Consider the following 18,797-nt stretch of genomic DNA (forward strand, 5'->3'; position numbering starts at 1 on the left):
CCGCCTCACGCAACGCTCATTGCATTCCGGCGCAAACGACTCCAACGAACCCTGGAAGAATGGCCCATGAACACCACTACCACTACCACTACCGCTGCGTCACTCGCTGAGAAAACCGCGCGCGCACCGAAGGCCGAGTTGCATATCCATATCGAAGGTTCGCTCGAACCCGAACTGATCTTCGCGCTCGCCGAACGCAACGGCGTGAAGCTCGCCTACGACTCGATCGAAGCATTACGCGCAGCCTATGCGTTCACCGATCTGCAATCGTTCCTCGACATCTATTACGCCGGCGCGAGCGTGCTGCTGCACGAGCAGGACTTCTACGACATGACGATGGCGTATGTCGAACGATGCCTCGCCGATAACGTGATTCACAGCGAAATCTTCTTCGACCCGCAGACGCACACCGAACGCGGCGTGCCGATCGCCACCGTCGTGGCAGGCATCGAACGCGCACTGGCCGACGCCGAACAGCGCGGCATGACGAGCAAGCTGATTCTGTGTTTCCTGCGCCACCTGTCCGAGGAAGACGCGCTCGCCACGTTCGAAGAAGCGTTGCCGCTCTTCGAGCAGTACAAGCATCGTCTGATCGGCGTCGGGCTGGATTCGTCGGAGCGCGGCCATCCGCCTTCGAAGTTCGAGCGCGTGTTCGCCAGGGCGCGCGCGCTCGGTCTGAAGCTGGTCGCGCACGCGGGCGAGGAAGGTCCGCCGTCGTATATCTACGAAGCGCTCGATCTGCTGAAAGTGGACCGCGTCGATCACGGCGTGCGCAGCATCGAAGATCCGGCGCTGGTCACGCGCCTCGCCGACACGCGCGTCGCGCTGACCGTGTGTCCGCTGTCGAACCTGAAGCTCTGCGTGTTCGACGACATGACCAGGCACACGCTGAAGGACCTGCTCGATCGCGGCGTCGCCGTCACGGTGAATTCCGACGACCCGGCCTACTTCGGCGGCTACGTGAACGCCAACTATTTCGCCACCATCGACGCGTTGAAGCTCAACGATGCCGAGGTCTACACGATCATCCGCAACAGCTTCGAAGCGTCGTTCGTCACGCCCGAGCAACGCAGCGAACTGATCGCGAAGCTCGACGCGCACTGGCATCAAAGCGGTCCGCACTGACGGGCCGATGTTTGGCAGCCGGCGGCGGCACGGGCTCGCAAGCGACAGGAGAGCCAGGATCGAGCCGCCGTCCGCGCTGTTTAGCTTTTCACATTCGGAGACGGTTTTTCCATGACTCAATCGGCTTACCGCGCACAACTGCTGACCTTCAACGGCGATCCCGCGCAATCGTCCAATGCGGCGGTCTTCGACGAAGACGGTCTGCTGATCGTCGAAGGCGGCCATGTGGTCGCGGCGGGTGCCTATGCGGCGCTCGCCGCGCAGCTCGCGCCCGGCACCCAGCTGCAGGACATGCGCGACAAGCTGATCGTGCCGGGCTTCATCGATACGCACATCCACTATCCGCAGACCGACATGATCGCGTCGCCGGCGCCGGGGCTGCTGCCTTGGCTCGATACGTACACGTTCCCGACCGAGCGCCGCTTCGGCGATCCGGCCTACGCGCGCGACACGGCGAGCTTTTTCGTCGACGAATTGCTGGCCTGCGGCACGACCACCGCGCTCGTGTATTGCACGGTGCATAAGGATTCGGCCGATGCGCTCTTCACCGAAAGCGAGACGCGCAATCTGCGCATGGTGGCCGGCAAGGTGCTGATGGACCGCAACTGCCCCGAGTTTCTGCGCGACACCGCGCAATCGGGCTATGACGACAGCGCCGAGCTGATCGGCCGCTGGCACCACCGCGGACGACAGATGTATGCGCTCACGCCGCGTTTCGCGCCGACTTCGACCGAAGCGCAACTCGAAGCGTGCAGCGTGCTGGCGGCCAGGCATCCGGACATCTTCATCCAGAGCCACGTCGCCGAAAACACCGACGAAGTGAAATGGGTCGCCGATCTGTTCCCCGGCCACCGCAGCTATCTGGACATCTACGATCACTACGGCCTGCTGCGCCGCCGCGCGGTGTACGGCCATTGCATCCACCTCGACGAGGAAGATCGCAAGCGCATGGCGCAAACCGGCACGGTTGCGTCGCACTGCCCGACCTCGAACCTGTTCCTCGGCAGCGGTCTGTTCGACTTCGACAAGGCCGATGAAGCCGGCATGCCGATCGGGCTCGCGACCGACGTGGGCGGCGGCACCTCGTTCTCGATGCTGCAAACGATGAACGAAGCGCACAAGGTCGCGCGTCTGACCGGCCATCATCTGACGGCCACGCGCATGTTCTATCTCGCCACCGCCGGCGCGGCCGAGGCGCTCGATCTGGCGGACAAGGTCGGCACGTTGAAGCCGAACTCGGAAGCGGACTTCGTCGTGCTCGACCCGCAAGCGACGCCGCTGCTCGCACGTCGCACCGCGCGCACCGAGTCGCTCGAAGAATTGCTGTTCGCGTTCGCGCTGCTCGGCGACGATCGCGCGATCTACGAAACGTATGCGGCGGGCAAGCGCGTACATCGTCGCGACGGCGGGCGTCAGCCTGCGCCGCGTGCGACGAAGATCGCGGCTTGATTCGAGCTTGATTCGATTCAGGCAGCGGATAAAAAACGGCGCTTCGCAATCGAAGCGCCGTTTTTTTTGGGTTATCCGTTCAGCTCGATCACTGCTGCATGCAAACCTCATGCAGCGCATTCAGCCGCCTGACCGGATCGGCGACATACGGATTCGTCTCGTCCCACGCATAACCCGCGAGTACCGCGCCGATCATCCGCCGGATCGACGGCGTCTGATCCGGATAGAAGATGATGTCCTGCAACTCGCCCGTGTACCAGCGCTCGACGAACGCGCGGAACGTATCGATGCCCTTGCGCAAGGGCACGTCGTAAGCAGCGGACCAGTCGACCCGCTCGCCGTCCAGTTGCCGGTTCAACGTCTGCACAGCCAGATGCGCCGAGCGCAGCGCAATCGTCACACCCGAAGAGAACACCGGATCGAGAAACTCGCCCGCGTTGCCCAGCAGCGCGTAACCCGGCCCATGCAAACGCTCGACATTCGCCGCGTAACCGCCGATATGGCGCACCGGCATCAGAAACGGCGCGTTGCCGATCAACGAGGCAAACGTGGGTTCCTGCTGGATCAAAGCGCGCAGCTTCGCATCGCGCTCCGCTTCCGGCACGTCGAGAAAACTCGCTTCAGCCACACAGCCCACCGACGAGCGTCCGCCCGCCAGCGGAATCATCCAGAACCACACGTCGCGGCGCTCCGGATGCGTGGCCACGCAGATCTTGCTGCGATCGGTCGCGCCCGCCGGAATGCCGTCGCGCACGTGCGTGAAAATCGCGGCGCGCGTCGGCATTCCGGTCGGCGCTTCGAGGTTCAGCAAACGCGGCAGCACGCGGCCAAAACCGCTCGCATCGAATACGCAGCGCGCCTCGATTTCGTACGCGTTCTGCGCTTCGTCGATTACGTCGAGCAGCGGGTTTTTGTCCGGCCGGCCCGGTTCGCCAGGCTGCATCGCGCGGACCGTGTGGCCGAAGCGCACATCGGCGCCCTGCTGCGCCGCGCAGCGAATCAGCAGATCGTCGAACACCGCGCGCTCGACCTGATACGTGGTGCCCCACCCCGCCGAATGCTTGTCGCGGAAATCGAACGCCGACGATCGATCCCGGTAGATGAAATGCGCGCCGTTCTTGTACTGGAAACCGGCCTCGACCACCGCTTGCAGCATGCCCGCCTCCTCGAGGTAAGCCATGCTTTGCGGCAACAAACTCTCGCCGATCGAAAAGCGCGGGAAATGCTGGCGTTCGAGCACCAGCACCGAGCGGCCCGCTTTGCGCAGTAATGCCGCCGCGACCGCGCCAGCCGGACCGGCGCCGATAATCGCCACGTCGGCGGTCATGCGTTTAGACGAATTCTTGTTCAAGTTTGCCTCGGTCATTCGATCATTTGCCTGCTTTTGACGGCGCACTACGCCGCCTTACTTGCCATTACAATGACGCGCATCGCAGCAGAAACAACAACATCTGCGGGGGAAGCCAGCGTGTCGCCATCCGAAACATCCAGCGTGCCGTTCGTGCCGGAAACGGCATTCGGGGTATGGTTCCTGCGCACCCATACCTGGGAACATCATGTGCTGCGGGTCGCCATCAACGATCTCAAACGCCTGATCGATACGCCGCTGCCCAATGCGCCGGTGATCGTCGACGTGGGCTGCGGGCAAGGCATTTCGTTCCGCCTGCTCGCCGATGCGTTCAGGCCGCGCCGCATTGTCGGCGTCGATTTTCACGAGCCGTCGCTCGCGCTCGCCGCCGGGGCCGCCAACGGCTGCCGCGATAAAGTCGCCGATATCGAACTGCTGCACGCCGACTGCGCGAAACTGCCGCTGCCCGATGCCTGCGCCGACATCGTGTTCTGCCATCAAACCTTCCATCATCTCGTCGAGCAGGACCGCGCGCTCGCCGAGTTTCGGCGCGTGCTCAAACCGGGCGGCATCCTGCTGTTCGCCGAATCCACCGACGCGTACATCAAGTCGTGGGTGATCCGCCTGCTGTTCCGCCACCCGATGCAGGTGCAGAAAAGCGCGGACGGCTACCTCGACATGATCCGCGGCGCCGGCTTCGGGTTCGGCCCGCGCAACGTCTCGCTGCCCTATCTCTGGTGGAGCCGCGCGAAAGACTTCGGCCTGCTCGAACGCATCGGCCTGTCCCATCCGCAACCCGGCAAGCGCCGCGAGACGCTGGTCAATGTCGCGGCGATCAAGACCGGCTAGACGTTATAAGCGGCGCCGTGCGCCGCCCTCGGACACCTTAGTTGTTCTCGAGCACGACGAGTTGCCCCTTCACCGCGATCGCCGCGGCGCTGCCGCTCACGCCGCAGGTGAAGTCGGTCGGCGAAGCGGTCTCGATGCTGTGAAAGCGCGTGGACACGTCGATCACCGCGTTCGCGTTGCGATCCTGCGCGGCTTTGCGCAGTTTCTGCACGGCTTCGGCGAGGGCCTGGTGGCACGCTTCGTCGGCGTCCGCCTCCTTGCGCGCGATCCGCACCGAATACGACACGTCGCCCAACTGGCTTCTTACCGCCGGATGCGCCTGCGAACCGAAATACACCGGGACGCCGCCAGTCGACTGCGCGCCCGCCGCCTCGAGCGGCAGCGACTTCACCTGGGTCGCGCAGCCCGCCTGCGTCAGCACCACGGCCGCCAGCGCGACCAGTACGAAACTTTTTTTCATTGTTCTTGCCTTTGTTGTCTTTAGAGTTGACGGTACTTCATGGTCACTTCGTGGCCGCTTCGTAGCGACTTCATAGCGACTTCACACGCCCTTCCAGGCGTCGAACATCAGGCTCGCGCAACTGCCGCCGAACCCGAATGAAACCGACATCGCCGTGTCGATGCGCGCGTCGCGCGACGCGCGCACCAGCGGCATCTCGCCCACGCTCGCATCCGGCGTCTCGATACCCGCTGTCCCGGCGATGAAACCGTCGCGCATCATCAGCAAGGTGTAGATCGCCTCGTGCGCGCCGCACGCGCCCAGCGGATGACCGCTCAGGCCTTTGGTCGAAGAAAACGGTGGCACGTCGCCGCCGAATACCGCGCTCAACGCGTGCAGTTCCTCGACGTCGCCAAGCGGCGTGGACGGCGCATGGGTGTTGACGTAATCAGGGCGCTTGCCTGCTTCCTTCACCACGCCGCGCATCGCGCGCGCGATGCCGGCGGCGTGCGGCGTGACCATGCCGGCGCCGTCGGTGCAGTCGCCGAAACCGGTGAGCTCCGCGTAAATGCGCGCGCCGCGCGCTAACGCGTGATCGAGCGATTCGAGCAGCAGCACGCCGCCACCCGAGGCGATCACGAAGCCGTCGCGCGCCGTATCGTAGGGACGCGATGCACGCTGCGGCGTGTCGTTGAAGCCGCGCGACAGCGCACCCATCGCGCCGAACAGCAGCGTCATGTTGTCGTGCAGCGCTTCGCTGCCGCCGGCCAGCACGATCTGCTGGCGGCCGGTCTGAATCAGTTGCATGGCCTGGCCGATCGCGAGCGCCGAACTCGTACAGGCGGACGACGGCGAATAGCTCGCGCCCTCGATCCCGAACATCTGCACGACATTCGCCGAAGCGGTGCTGCTCATCGACTGCGGTACCGCATAGGGCGGCACTTTATCGGCGCCGCGCGCGGCGGCGATCGCGAGCGCCGCGTCGTAGCTCGCCAGCGAGCCGACGCCCGAGCCGATCACCGCGCCCGCCAGCGGCGAGCGCAACGCGGCCGGATCGAGCCCGGCGTCGTCGATCGCCTTGCGGGCCGCGTGGCACGCGAAGCGCGCCGTATCGCCCATGAAGCGCTCGAACTTGCGCTCGAACGGCGGCTCGTCAACCACCGACGCCACGCCCGCCACCTGGCTCGCAAAGCCGCGCTCGCGCCATGCGTCGATCCTCTCGATGCGCGAGCGGCCCGCGCGCAGCGCGGCGGAGACTTCGTCGAGCGTATTGCCGAGACACGACACGATGCCCATGCCGGTGACGACCACGCGTTGCAGCGCCACGCTCATCGGACGCGCCTGAAAATCAGCGACGTATTGATGCCGCCGAACGCGAAGTTGTTGCTCATCACGTGTTCGGCGTCGATCGTGCGTCCGCTGCCGACGATATAGTCGAGCGGCGCACAAGCCGGATCGACGTCGGTCAGATTCAAGGTCGGCGCGTACCAGTTGCGCTTCATCATCTCGATGGTCCACCACGCTTCGAGCGCGCCGCACGCGCCGAGCGTATGGCCGACATAGCTCTTCAGCGAACTGATCGGCATGCGCTCGCCGAAGGTCCGCGCGGTCGCATAGCTTTCGGCGATGTCGCCGCGATCCGTGGAGGTGCCGTGCGCGTTCACGTAGGCGATCGCTTGCGGCGGCAGTTGCGCATCGCTGAGCGCGAGTTGCATGGCGAGCGCCATGGTGTCGGCGGTCGGCTGCGTCATGTGCGCGCCGTCCGAGTTGCAGCCGAAGCCGACGATCTCCGCGTGAATCCGCGCGCCACGCGCCATCGCGTGTTCGTATTCTTCGAGCACCAGCGTAGCCGCGCCTTCGCCGATCACGAGGCCGTCGCGCGCGGCATCGAACGGACGCGGCGTCAGATGCGGCTCGTCGTTGCGCGTACTGGTCGCGTACAGCGTATCGAACACGGCGACCGCCGGGCCCGACAATTCTTCCGCGCCGCCCGCCAGCATCAGCGTCTGCTTGCCCGCCTGAATCGCCTCAAACGCGTAGCCGATCGCCTGGCTGCCCGACGCGCACGCACACGAGGTCGGCACGATGCGCCCTTTCAGATCCCAGAACAGGCTGACGTTGACCGCCGTGGTGTGCGGCATCATCTGCACGTAGCTGTTCGACGTGACGTCGCTCATCGAGCCGGTTTCGAGCATCGTGCCGAACGCGCGAATCGGCTGGATCGATCCGGACGACGAACCGTACGCCACGCCCATGCGGCCGTCCCTGATGCGCTCGTCTTCGGCGAGACCGGCATCGGCCAGCGCCAGTTCGCTCGCGCGCACCGCGTACAGCGACACCGGCCCCATCGAGCGGGTTTTCTTGCGCGGATAATGCACGGGCGTCGTGAAGCCGGGCAACGGGCACGCGAGCCGCGTATGCAGCGACTCGAAATAATCCCATTCGGGCATGCGCCGCACCGCGTTCACGCCGCTCTTCAAGCGCGCTTCGATTTCGTCCCAGCGGTCGCCGAACGCCGTGACGCCGCCCATGCCGGTAATGACGACGCGTTTCATCACACCATCCCGCCGTTGACGCCGATCACCTGGCGCGTGACGTACGAGGCCGCATCCGACATCAGGAAGCTGACCACGGACGCCACTTCGGCAGGCTGGCCGACGCGGTTCATCGGCACCGTTCTTAGTGCGTGTTCGAGCGGCACGTCGTCGAGCATGCCGGTTTCGATCAAGCCGGGCGCGACGCAATTGACGGTGATATTGCGCGTCGCCAGTTCGACGGCGAGCGCCTTGGTCGCGCCGATCAGACCGGCCTTCGCGGCACTGTAGTTGACCTGGCCGCGATTGCCCATCACGCCCGACACCGACGCGATCGTGACGATGCGCCCGCCCTTCTTCGCGCGCACCATCGGCATGGTCAGCGGATGGACGACGTTGTAGAACGAATCGAGACCGGTCTCGATCACGATGTCCCAGTCTTCTTCCGTGAGCGCCGGGAAGGCGGCGTCGCGGGTCACGCCCGCGCTGCACACGATGCCGTAGTACGGGCCGTTCGCGGCCACGTCCGCTTCGAGCACTTCGCGGCACACCGCGCGCTCACGCACGTCGAATTGCAGTACGCGCGCCGCGCCGCCTTGCGCGGCGATGCCCGTCGCGACCGCTTCGGCTTCGCTGCGGCCCGTGCGGCAATGCACGGACACCGCGAAGCCGTCGGCGGCCAACTTGTACGCAATCGCGCGGCCGATGCCGCGGCTTGCGCCGGTAACGAGAACACGCCGGCTCATGAACTGAAACTCCCCTCGATGAATGACCGAAAATCGGGTGGTTGAAACACTTTGACGACCGCCTCGGCGCAACTCACGTCGCCGTGGTGGATCGTGCATTCGTAGGCGCTGTGGCCCTCTTCGCTGCGCAGCAATTCTGTCACGCCGATGCGCAATTGCGCGCCGCTCGTGAAGGCCGGCACGAGCGCCTTGTAGCTGCGCGAGCCGAGCAGCACGCCCGGACGCGCGCCGCCGCCCGCGCGCATCGCCCGCAGCGCGACATGCGCGGCGATCGCCTGCGCCATCAGCTCGATGCCGATCCACGCGGGCATCGCGCCGTCTGCGTCCGCATACCATGCGTCGGCATGCACGGTGGCCAGTGCGCTCAGCGCTTCATCGCTGAACGTGCTCACCGCGTCGATGAGCAACATGGTGCCGCGATGCGGCAGGATCGCGTCGATCGGTTGCCGCACGAGATCGTGGATAGGGAGCGTCTGAGTCATTGCGCGCGTCACCGGCCGAGGATCAGGCTGACATTGCTGCCGCCGAAAGCAAACGAATTGCTCATCACATATTGCGCGCCTGTGCCGCGCGGCAAAAACCGCTCGCTCTCGACGAGCTCCAGCGCCGGCAACGCCGGATCTGCTTCGCCGTCCCACAGATGACGCGGCAACGCGACATTTTCATGCGCCAGCGTCAGCCATGCGAAGCCGAGTTCGGTCGCCCCCGCCGCACCGAGTTGATGACCGGTCAGCGGCTTGGTGCCGCTGGTCGCGACGCCTTCAGCGAACACGCGCGCCATCAGATTCGCTTCCATCTCGTCGTTCTTGCGCGTGGCGGTGGCGTGCAGATTCACATAGCCGATCGCCGAAGGCGCGACGCCCGCATCGGCCAGCGCCTCGCGCAACGCGAGTTCGCCGCCGATGCCTTGCGGATCCGGCGAGGAGATGTGATGCGCGTCGCTCGATTCCCCTGCGCCCGCCAGCCTCACCGCGCCTTCGGCCCGGCTCATCAGGAACACGGCGGCGCCTTCGCCGACGTTGATCCCGCAGCGGTTGCGGCTCATCGGATTGCTGCGCACCGTGCTGGTCGATTCGAGCGACGCGAAACCTTGCACCGTCAGCTCGCACAGGGAGTCGACGCCGCCCACCACCACGGCGTCGCAGAGTCGCAATTGCAGCAGCCGGCGCGCCGACACGAAGGCTTTCGCGCTCGACGTGCAAGCGGTCGAGATCGTGTACGCGGGACCGTGCAGACCGAGCGCGGCGGCGGCGAACGGCGCGGCGGTGCCGATCTCCATCTGCCGGTAATTGAAGTTGGCCGGCAAGTCGCCCGCTTGCGCCTGGTAGACGAATGCGGCCTCGGCCGCCTCGATGCCGGACGTGCTGGTGCCGAGCACCACACCGATCCGATGCGCGCCGTAACGCTCGCGCGCCGCTTCGATCGAGGGTGCGATCTGCGCGAGGGCGGCGAGCAGCAGCCGGTTGTTGCGGCAATCGTAACGTGCGAGCGAAGCCGGCGGCGCGAGATCCAGCGGTGCGAACACGCTGCCGACAAACGCCTCGCCGATGCCGGTATGCGCATGCGCCATGCCAGGCGCGTGCGCTGCGGCCAGCGCGGGAACGATCGCATCGAGATCGCCGCCGAGCGCGTTGATCATGCCGAGCGCGTGCAAATAAACGGGTGGCGCGTTCATGCGGCCCTCCTTGATTCCGATGGCATGCCGATCGGCGCGAGCAGCACCGACACCGCAATGCCGAGCGCAAGCGTGGCGCCGAAGCTCTTCAGCGCGGGCATCGCGCTCATGCTGAGCATGCCGAACGACAGCAGCGTAGTCGCCGCCGACAGCAGCACGCCGGTCCACACCGCGCCGAGATCGGCGTCCGTGCGCAAACAGCCTTCACGCAGGAACACGGCATAGTTTGCGCCGACGCCGAGCACCAGCATTAGCGCGAGCCAGTTGAAGAGATTGAGCGGCACGTGAGCGTAGCCGAATACCGCCAGTGTGACGCCGACCGCGAGCAGCACCGGCAGCGTCACGGCGACGCCGCCGCGCACGCGGTCCCCCAATCCCCCAAGTGGACTTCCTTCGGGGCGGAGGACTTCCTTCGGGGCGCCCCCCAAGGGGACTTCCTTCGGGGCGTAACGCAGCATCAGCAACATCAGCACCAGCGCCAACGCACCGCCGAGCCACCAGCCGCTATCCACGCGATACGCGCCGAACAGCTGCGACACGCTCGCGGCCTTGTCGACAAAAGCGACACCAGGCAACGCGTGCGCCGCGGCGATCAGCGCGGGTTCGTTTTGCGGCGTCACGCCTTGCGGAATCACGACGGCCGCATAGGCTCTCGCGGCCGCATCGACTTCGCCGAGCCACAGATGCCTGTAGGGTTGCGACCACGGTGCGGCGAGCCACTTATCGACCGTCAGCAGCGGCTGCGGCTTTGCATAGGCGGCGAGCCACGCGTCGGCGACTTCGTCTTTGAAGCCCGCCTGAAGCAGCGTTGCGCGCAACGCCGCCGGATCGTTGAATACATGCTGCGCGAGTAACGCGCGGTCTTCATTCTGCTGCTTCGCGGACGGCACGAATTGAGCGACCGACCGATAGCTGCCAACCTTGTTCGCGGTGCCGTTCAAAGTATCCAGTTTCGCGCCCAGCGCTTCGGCGCGTTGCAGCACGAGTTCCGGCGTCTCGCCGCGCACGACAAAAAACTGCGCGCTGTTATCGACACCGACCGCGTCGCGCACCTTGTTTTCCTGCGCGACCAGTGACGGATCGCGCTGGATCAGCAAATGAATATCGTCATCGCTTGTGAGCCGCAACCAGCCCGGAATCGCGACGATCAGCAACAGCGCCGCCACGAACCACGCACGCTTGCCGCCAATCGTCCGATGCCACACCGTGAGCAAACGCGAGGCCCCGGCGAACAGGCGCCGCGGACCACGTTTGGGCGCACCCGGGAGCAGCGCCGGCAACAGCCACAGTACGGAGGCGAAGGCGGTCACAATGCCGACCATCGCGAAGCACGCGATCTGCTTGAGCGCGGGAAACGGCACCCAGGTCAGGATCGCGTAACCAAGCAGGCTGGTGGCGAGCGCCACGGTCAACGCCGGACGCACTGCGCGGGCGCCGCGCCGCGCATCCCAATCGCGCCCGCCGCCCAGATAGACGACGAAATACTGAATCGAATAGTCGACCGCTTCGCCGATCAGGCTCGCGCCGAACACCAGCGTCAACAGATGCAGCTTGCCGAACACCAGCATCGTCACGGCCAGCGCGCAGACGATGCCGAGCGCCGTCGAAACGAAGCCGAGCACGAGCAGACGCGGCGAGCGGAACACCCACAGCATCAGCAGCGCGATCCCGCACAGCGACGCGACACCGATCAGATGCACCTCACGCTCGGACGCGCTGCGCGCCGATTCCGCATAGAACACCGCGCCGGTTCGTGCGACCGACACGTCGGGGAACGACTGTTTCAACGCGCTCTCGCCGCGCGCGAGCGCATCGAGCACGGCGTGCTGCGTCTTCGATTCGTATGCGGAGCCCGGCAGCGTCGCGACGATCAGCACGCTGGTGGCGGCGCCGCGATGCGCAACCAGCAGGTTGTCTTCGAGTTCGAGACTCGAGGTTGCCAGCGGCAGGTCCGCGAGCCGGTGTTCGAGCCAGCCGAACGGATCGTCGGCGAGCGGCGTGGTCAGGCCGCCACGCAATGGGCTGTAGATGCGTTGAGCGAGGGCGTCGTGCAATGACGTGGCCGAACCGCCAGCCAGCGCCGCGCGGTCCGCAGGCGTCAGCAGGCCGAAGCGATACGGCATGTACAACGCGGCAATCTGCGACAGGTCGAACGGCGGCAATTCCGCCGTCACCGAGCCGAACGCGCCGCTCTTCCGCAATGACGCGCCGAGTTGTCTGGCCGCCGCTTTCGCGTGCGCGTCGTCGTGGCTGGTGACGAGAAATACCGTGCGGTCGCCGAGCGCGCTCGCCAGCGTATCGACCGCTTTTTCGGCGACCGGGTCCGCTTCAGTAGCAGGCAACAACGCGAGCAGATTGGTCTGCAACGGCGACGGCCCGGCGAAACGCCAGCCGCAGTACAGCGCCGCGACGAGCGCGAGCAGCAGCCACGCGGCGCGCATGCCCCACGCCTGTTTCGCGGACCGCCGTTGCAGCACCTGCATTACGGCGCCCCGAGCAAAGTGCGCTCGGCGGGCGTCGGCTCGGTGAGCGCCGCGCTCTTCGCGAAGTCGAGCTTCGTGACGTCGCCGTTCGCCAGCGTGATGCGCAGGCTTTGCAGATAGTCGCCGCCGTTCATCTGCAAACCTTTGATCGATTGCGCGAGTTGCGGCTGGTTCGGCGTGAGCTGCATGCGCCATTGCGCGGCGCTGCCTTCGGCTTGCACGTCGAATTGCGAGTACAGCGCCGACAGATCGCCGCCGAGCATCGCGTGCATCATCTTCGACACCTGCGCGACGCCGCGGGCGCCTTGCGCGCTGTGTGCCGTCACACGCTGGCCGTTGGCGTTGATTTCGGCGACGCCTGCATCGGTGATCACGTAAGTGGCTTTGTATGGCGTGTCGATCTGCCAGATCACGCCGCGCTCGCGAAAGAACAGCAGCGAGCCGGTGCTGACGAGCGGCTGCTTCATCGCGGCGAGCGTTTGTGTCTGCGTGAATTGCGCGCGAACGCCCTTCGCTTGCGCGAGATGCGAGGCGATCTGCGAGACGAGGGCGGGGTTGCCTGCCTCAGGCGTGGCAGCCGCCGCCAATGCGGGTATGGCCGCCGTCGCGTTTAACGTGAACAACATGGCCGCCACCATGCCGCGGAACTTCATCGTGCCCATGCGCGCTCCAGTTTGTCGAAGACGACGGGCGGCGACACGAACTGCAATTCCTGCGTCGCGGCATCGACGGCGACCTGAATCGTGTAACCCTTCGTCAGCCGCGCGCCGGATGCGCAGTCGACGATTTCATAGCCTATTTTCAGGCGGTTTTCGTGTTCGAGCAGTTGCGTGCGCACTTCGATCTGCTGACCGTAGGTGGCCGGCCGTACATACTTCAGATGCGCCTCGACGACCGGCCACAGATAGCCTGAGGCCTGCATCTCGCGATAGTCGTAGTCGAACGTGCGCAGCAGCGCGGCGCGGCCGATCTCGAAGTACTTCAGATAGTGGCCGTGCCAGCACACGTTCATCGCATCGACATCGTGAAACGGCACTTCGACTGTCGCGCTCGCCGTGAGCACTTTGCGGGATTCGGTCATGCGTTCGCGCCTCCGCGATAGTCGTCCAGCAACTCGCAAGCGGCGATGCGCGCGGTCAACGCACGCAGTTCATGTTCCAAAGCGCGGTCTTCATCGACGAACGGCGATTGCGCCGTCACGCTATCGATGAACCGTTGCAGCGGCGCGGGGATCGGCGTCGCGCTGTCGATCCTCAAGCGCAAGCGTGCGGCCTGCACCGTTGCCAGCGTGTGCGCGGCGGCGACCTGTTCGGTCAACTCCAGCACGCGCAAACAGTCGCGCGCGGCGATCGTGCCCATGCTCACTTTGTCCTGATTGTGCGCTTCGGTCGAACGCGAAAACACGCTCGCGGGCATCGTGTTCTTCAACGCTTCGGCCGTCCATGCGGACGACGAAATCTGCACCGCCTTGAAGCCGTGATTGATCGCGGCACGCGCCGGCGCGGCGCCCGACAGATTGCGCGGCAAGCCGTTGTTGAAATTCACGTCGACCAGCAGCGCGAGTTGCCGGTCCATCAGATCGGCGAGATTGGCGACTGCCGTCTTCAGCGCGTCCATCGCGAACGCGATGTGGCCGCCGTAGAAGTTGCCGCCGTGCAGCACGCGTTCGTTGTCCGGGTCGATCAGCGGGTTGTCGTTGGCGCTGTTCAGTTCGTTCTCGACATCGCGGCGCACCCACGACAAAGCATCGCGCGCGACGCCGATCACATGCGGCGCACAGCGAATCGAATACCGGTCCTGCAAGCGATGTCCCGGCGTATCGTCGCGTTTTGCCAGATCGGCGCGAATCCACGCGGCGGCTTCGGCCTGGCCCGCGTGCGGCTTCACTTCGAAGAGCATCGCGTCGAAGTGCGCGGCGCGGCCGTCGAGCGCGACGGTCGAGAGCGCCGTGAGGCGCGCCGTCAGCCGCGTCAAATGATCGGCTCGCGCGAACGCGAGACACGCGAGGCCCGTCATCACCGCCGTGCCGTTCATCAGCGCGAGGCCTTCTTTCGGCGCGAGCGTCAACGGGACGTGGCCGAGTTCGGTCCACACTTCGCGCGCGTCGCGCAAGCGACCTTCGAACACGACCTCACGCTCGCCCGCCAATGCAGCGGCCACATACGAGAGCGGCGTCAGATCGCCGCTCGCGCCGACCGATCCCTCGGACGGAATGCGCGGCAGCACGCGATGGTTGATCAGATCGGCCAGCCGTTCGAGCAACACGGTACGCACGCCGGAAAAACCATAGGCCAGCGAGTTGAGGCGCGCGGCGATCACCGCAAGCGTCTGCGAGTCGTCGAGATAGGCGCCCATGCCGCAGCCGTGATAGCGCGTCAGTTGCAGCGGCAATGCTTCGACCAGTTCCATCGGCACGTCGACCACACAAGCGTCGCCGTAACCGGTGTTGACGCCATACACGGTCGCGCCCGCCGCGAGATGCCGCCGCAGGAAATCCGCGCCGCGTTCGATGCGCGCGCGCCATGCCGGATCGGCGCTCAACGCAACCGGCGCGCGATGCCGTGCGATCGCGACGACCTCTTCGATCGTCAGCTTGCGGCCGCCGATCACCACCTGCGCCACCTGCGCCGCTTGAGCAGCCTGTGCGTTCACATTTGCGTCGTCGATCAGATCATGTTCGGCCATTCGCGCCTCGCTTGGGGCTGGCCCAGAAATCGAAAAAGTTGAACCATTGATAAGGTGCCTTGCGGCAATAGTGTTCGAGACGCGCCGCATAACGCTGCGCCCACGCCGCCAGATGCTGCGCGCGCTCGCGGCGCGGCAACTCGATGCGCTCGGCGAACGGCTCGAAATAAAGGTGATAACCGTCGCGCTCTTTCAGGCAGAAGAACAGATAGACCGGGCAACCCAGCGCGTGCGCGAGCACATACGGGCCCTGCGCGAACGGCGCGGCCGAGCCGAGAAATTGCGCTTCGGTCGTGCGGCCCGTTTCGTGCGCGGGCACGCGGTCGCCGACGATCACCAGCAACTCGCCCGCATCGACGCGCTCCTGCATCATCATCGCGGTCTGCGGCCCGAAGTCGCTGACTTCGAGCAGATGCCGCGCGAACTCGCTGTTCGCCGACGCCAGCACGCTATTGAAGCGCCGCGCGTGTTCCGTGTAGACGACCGCCGTGACCTTCGCGTGCGCGCCTTGCGCGGCGAGCGCGCGAGTCATCTCCAGATTGCCGAGATGCGCGCCGATCACGAGCGCGCCCTTGCCGCTCGCGACCAGCGCTTCGAAGGCCGACGGATCGTCGAACTGGACGTCCGCGTTGCTGACACGGCCGGACCATGCAGCCAGCTTGTCGAAGCCGGATTGCGCGAACGCCAGCATGTGGCGATACGCCGACAGCCATCCCGGACGCGGCGTGCGCTCCTGCGGCGCAGCGCGGCTGAGATGCATGAAGTAGTCGCTCGACGCTTCGCGCGCGGCGCGTCCCGTCAGCAGAAAATACGCGACGACCGGATGCAGCCAGAGTGCGGTAAAACGCCGGCCGAAGAGCTTGCAGCTGAGCGCGAGCAAGGACATGCCCAGGTGACTGCCGCGCTCGGCGATACGCCACCAGTGCTGCGCTTCCTGCTCGCCTGCAGTTGACGCGCAAACGGACCGACGCCGCGGCATCGCTTTGTGCGCGAGCAGCATCGGCAGACGCCACAGCATGCCGAACACGAGCCGCGTATGACTGCGGCTGATACGCACGTTGTCCCACAGCACGTCGAAATGCGATAAGCCGTCGGTGGCGTAGGTGACACGTGTGGGGATCGAGCGGAACGCCACGCGCCGCCAATGGAGACGCACGAGAATCTCGATGTCGAAGTCCATCCGCGTCGGCAATCGCACGCGGTCGATCAGCTCGCAGACCAGCGCGAGCGGATACAGACGGAAGCCGCACATCGAATCGCGGATCGTCAGCGAGAGCGTTTCGATCCACACCCACACATGCGTCAGATAACGGCCGTAGAGGCGCGACTTCGGCACGCTGTCGTCGTAGACCGGACGGCCCAGGATCACCGCGCCCGGTTCGGCTTGCGCGGCTGTGATGAAACGCGGCACGTCGGTGGCGTCGTGCTGGCCGTCGGCGTCGATCTGCAACGCGTGCGTGTAGCCCGCTTTGCGCGCCGCCCGCAGACCCGCCATCACCGCCGCGCCTTTGCCGCCGTTGACCGGCAAGCGCAGCAGCGTGAGCTGGCCTGCGTAGTGCTCGGCGAGCGCGGCGAGCACCTGCTGGGTCGCCGCGTCGCTGCCGTCATCGACGACGACGAGCGGTAGACCGTGCACCGCCAGATTGGCGACGGTCGCGCCGATCGCCTCTTTGTGGTTGTAGATCGGAATGACGATGCACGGGACGAAGCTCATCACGCGGGCTCCCGATACACGATCACACCGGACGCGCATTCGCGTCCGTCCAGCCGATACGCGAACTGCACGCGCCGACGTGCGGCATCGTGCGCGAGCGTCAGATTCAGCAGCGCGCCCGGCGGCACCGGCGCCATGAACTTGAGCCGGTCGATCGACGCAAGCTGGCGCACGGCCGGCACATGCTCGGCGGCCAGACGCATCGCCCAGTCGACCTGCACGACGCCCGGCAAAATCGGCAGGCCGGGAAAGTGGCCGGCGAAATGCACGAGCGTCGGCGGCACGCGCAGTTCGTAATGCAGCGTGTCGGCAGAGCGCGCTTCGGCGAGCACTTCGACGCCGTCCGCACGGACGTCGAAAGCGGCCGCGATGGCGGCCACCGGCAACTTGCCGCGCGCATCGAACGGCAACGTGATGCGAAAGCGCCAATGGCGCGGCAGCACCACCGCATCGAAATACGCGGACAGATGGCGGCGCAAGGTTTGCGCGAGCAGCACGCGGCCCTCGCCGCGCAATGCCTCGCTACCCGCTTCAGTCAGCGCGATCACCGCGCCGACGCGCTCGCGCGACGCGCCTTCCAACGGCGCGATCGCCGCTTGCGCGACATACGGATGCAGCGCGAGACGCGCTTCGAGTTCCGGCAGCGACACGCGCTTGCCGTCAAGCTTGAGCACGCGATCGAGCCGGCCCTGCAGGCGGAAGCGGCCATCGGCATCGAAGGCGATCTTGTCGTCGGTACGATGCCAGCCGCGGTGGTCGAGATGGGGCGAGCGAACGTTGAGTGCACCGTCTTCGTCGCGGCGCACTTCGATGCCCGCCACCGGTTGCCATGCATCGGTCTGATCCTGGCGGCGCCACGCGATGCCGCCGGTTTCCGTGCTGCCGTAGATTTCGAGCGGCGCGGCGCCGTAGGCGGCCGCGTATTCCTGTGCGGCTTCCAGTGCGAGCGGGCCGCCGGATGAGAAGAACGCGTGCGGCGCCGGCGTCAACGCGGCGAAGCCGGGCAACGCCGGCCAGCGCGACAATTGCGCGGGCGTCGAAACGATCGCCGCCGCGCCGCATTGCGCGATTTGCGTTTGCAAATGCAGCGGCTCGATGCTGATTGCGCGGTCGAACGCGCGGCCGGCGGCGAGCGGCCACAACACGCGAAACAGCAAACCGTAGATATGGTGATGCGGCACGCTTGCGAGCATCGTCGCGTCGCCGATCAGGACGCCCCACTGCTTTTCGAGCGTATGCACTTCGGCGTCGAATTGCGCGAGCGTCTTGCGGATCGGCTTGGGGGTGCCGCTGCTGCCCGATGTGTAGAGCGTCAACGGGGCTTGCGGATCGATGGCGTGATCGGTGATTGCTTGCGCTTCGGCCGGCGCCGGCACGAACGCCGGCAGGTCCGCATCGGTCAGCACGGCGTCGTAGGCATCGGCGAGATCGGCAAGATAGCCGGGGGTCGCATTCGCCGGAATCACCGGCTCCTTGCCGCACGCGAACAACGCGAACAGCGTGCAGGCGAAATCGAACGGATCGTCGATGCACAGCGCGTAACGTTTCACGTCCTGCTCGCGCAAGCACGCTACCAGGCGCGACACGCGCGCGCGAAACGCCACGCGGTCGAGCACCGTGCCGCCATCGCGGCATACCGGCGCATTCACAGGAGCATGAGCGGCCGCCGTGCCATGCGTTGCCGACAGCAGATCGTGCAACGCGATCATGCGGCCTCCCGCCGGGCCGCCCCAAGGGAGGCAGCGGCCCC

Annotated in this window: 16 protein-coding genes; 3 read left to right on the plus strand and 13 right to left on the minus strand. The window is 66.0% G+C overall.

Annotated elements, in window-relative coordinates:
- Positions 1–66: 66 nt before the first annotated feature.
- Positions 67–1,125, plus strand: coding sequence for an adenosine deaminase (locus AC07WT_RS16375; protein ID WP_494947764.1), 1,059 nt, complete (start codon positions 67–69; stop codon positions 1,123–1,125).
- A gap of 111 nt (positions 1,126–1,236) precedes the next feature.
- On the plus strand, positions 1,237–2,574 hold the full coding sequence (guaD, locus tag AC07WT_RS16380) for a guanine deaminase (protein WP_494947765.1): 1,338 nt from the start codon (positions 1,237–1,239) through the stop codon (positions 2,572–2,574).
- 88 nt (positions 2,575–2,662) lie between these two features.
- Here the strand turns inward: guaD and AC07WT_RS16385 are convergent, their stop codons facing one another.
- Positions 2,663–3,901: an NAD(P)/FAD-dependent oxidoreductase gene (locus AC07WT_RS16385; RefSeq protein WP_494948441.1), complete on the minus strand. Its 1,239-nt coding sequence runs from the start codon at positions 3,899–3,901 to the stop codon at positions 2,663–2,665.
- 141 nt (positions 3,902–4,042) lie between these two features.
- Between AC07WT_RS16385 and AC07WT_RS16390 the strand changes: the two genes are divergently transcribed.
- The gene (locus tag AC07WT_RS16390) at positions 4,043–4,771 is read left to right on the plus strand and encodes a class I SAM-dependent methyltransferase (protein ID WP_494947766.1); all 729 of its coding nucleotides are present in this window, start codon (positions 4,043–4,045) and stop codon (positions 4,769–4,771) included.
- A 37-nt stretch (positions 4,772–4,808) separates the two neighbouring features.
- On the opposite strand, the gene AC07WT_RS16395 is transcribed toward AC07WT_RS16390, so the two are convergent.
- The 12 genes from AC07WT_RS16395 to AC07WT_RS16450 all read right to left on the minus strand — a co-directional run bounded on the left by AC07WT_RS16395 (position 4,809) and on the right by AC07WT_RS16450 (position 18,756).
- Complete coding sequence (locus AC07WT_RS16395) at positions 4,809–5,231, minus strand: signal peptidase (protein ID WP_492590624.1); 423 nt, start codon at positions 5,229–5,231, stop codon at positions 4,809–4,811.
- Positions 5,232–5,312: 81 nt separating this feature from the next.
- Positions 5,313–6,542 carry a beta-ketoacyl-[acyl-carrier-protein] synthase family protein gene (locus tag AC07WT_RS16400; RefSeq protein ID WP_494947767.1) on the minus strand — a complete coding sequence of 410 codons (1,230 nt, stop codon included), beginning with the start codon at positions 6,540–6,542 and terminating at the stop codon, positions 5,313–5,315.
- A complete protein-coding gene (locus tag AC07WT_RS16405) occupies positions 6,539–7,765 on the minus strand; it encodes a beta-ketoacyl-ACP synthase (RefSeq protein WP_494947768.1) in 1,227 nt (408 codons plus the stop codon). The genes AC07WT_RS16400 and AC07WT_RS16405 overlap by 4 nt, the downstream gene beginning before the upstream one ends.
- A complete protein-coding gene (locus AC07WT_RS16410; protein ID WP_492590621.1) occupies positions 7,765–8,490 on the minus strand; it encodes a 3-ketoacyl-ACP reductase FabG2 in 726 nt (241 codons plus the stop codon). Before AC07WT_RS16410 ends, AC07WT_RS16405 begins: the two co-directional genes overlap by 1 nt.
- Complete coding sequence (locus AC07WT_RS16415; protein ID WP_492590620.1) at positions 8,487–8,972, minus strand: hotdog family protein; 486 nt, start codon at positions 8,970–8,972, stop codon at positions 8,487–8,489. Before AC07WT_RS16415 ends, AC07WT_RS16410 begins: the two co-directional genes overlap by 4 nt.
- Positions 8,973–8,980: 8 nt before the next feature.
- Entirely contained in the window at positions 8,981–10,165 is a 1,185-nt protein-coding gene (locus tag AC07WT_RS16420; RefSeq protein WP_494947769.1) for a beta-ketoacyl-[acyl-carrier-protein] synthase family protein, read from the minus strand.
- Positions 10,162–12,648 carry an MMPL family transporter gene (locus tag AC07WT_RS16425; protein ID WP_494947770.1) on the minus strand — a complete coding sequence of 829 codons (2,487 nt, stop codon included), beginning with the start codon at positions 12,646–12,648 and terminating at the stop codon, positions 10,162–10,164. Before AC07WT_RS16425 ends, AC07WT_RS16420 begins: the two co-directional genes overlap by 4 nt.
- Complete coding sequence (locus AC07WT_RS16430) at positions 12,648–13,310, minus strand: outer membrane lipoprotein carrier protein LolA (protein ID WP_494947771.1); 663 nt, start codon at positions 13,308–13,310, stop codon at positions 12,648–12,650. Before AC07WT_RS16430 ends, AC07WT_RS16425 begins: the two co-directional genes overlap by 1 nt.
- Positions 13,298–13,729 (minus strand): acyl-CoA thioesterase, encoded by a 432-nt coding sequence (locus AC07WT_RS16435; RefSeq protein ID WP_492590616.1) that lies wholly within the window; start codon positions 13,727–13,729, stop codon positions 13,298–13,300. The genes AC07WT_RS16430 and AC07WT_RS16435 overlap by 13 nt, the downstream gene beginning before the upstream one ends.
- A complete protein-coding gene (locus AC07WT_RS16440; protein WP_494947772.1) occupies positions 13,726–15,333 on the minus strand; it encodes an HAL/PAL/TAL family ammonia-lyase in 1,608 nt (535 codons plus the stop codon). Before AC07WT_RS16440 ends, AC07WT_RS16435 begins: the two co-directional genes overlap by 4 nt.
- Positions 15,320–17,047, minus strand: coding sequence for a glycosyltransferase family 2 protein (locus AC07WT_RS16445; protein ID WP_494947773.1), 1,728 nt, complete (start codon positions 17,045–17,047; stop codon positions 15,320–15,322). Before AC07WT_RS16445 ends, AC07WT_RS16440 begins: the two co-directional genes overlap by 14 nt.
- On the minus strand, positions 17,047–18,756 hold the full coding sequence (locus tag AC07WT_RS16450; RefSeq protein WP_494947774.1) for an ApeI family dehydratase: 1,710 nt from the start codon (positions 18,754–18,756) through the stop codon (positions 17,047–17,049). The genes AC07WT_RS16445 and AC07WT_RS16450 overlap by 1 nt, the downstream gene beginning before the upstream one ends.
- Between the last annotated feature and the right edge of the window lie 41 nt (positions 18,757–18,797).

This window comes from Paraburkholderia sp. GW821-FHT02A12, assembly GCF_059422005.1.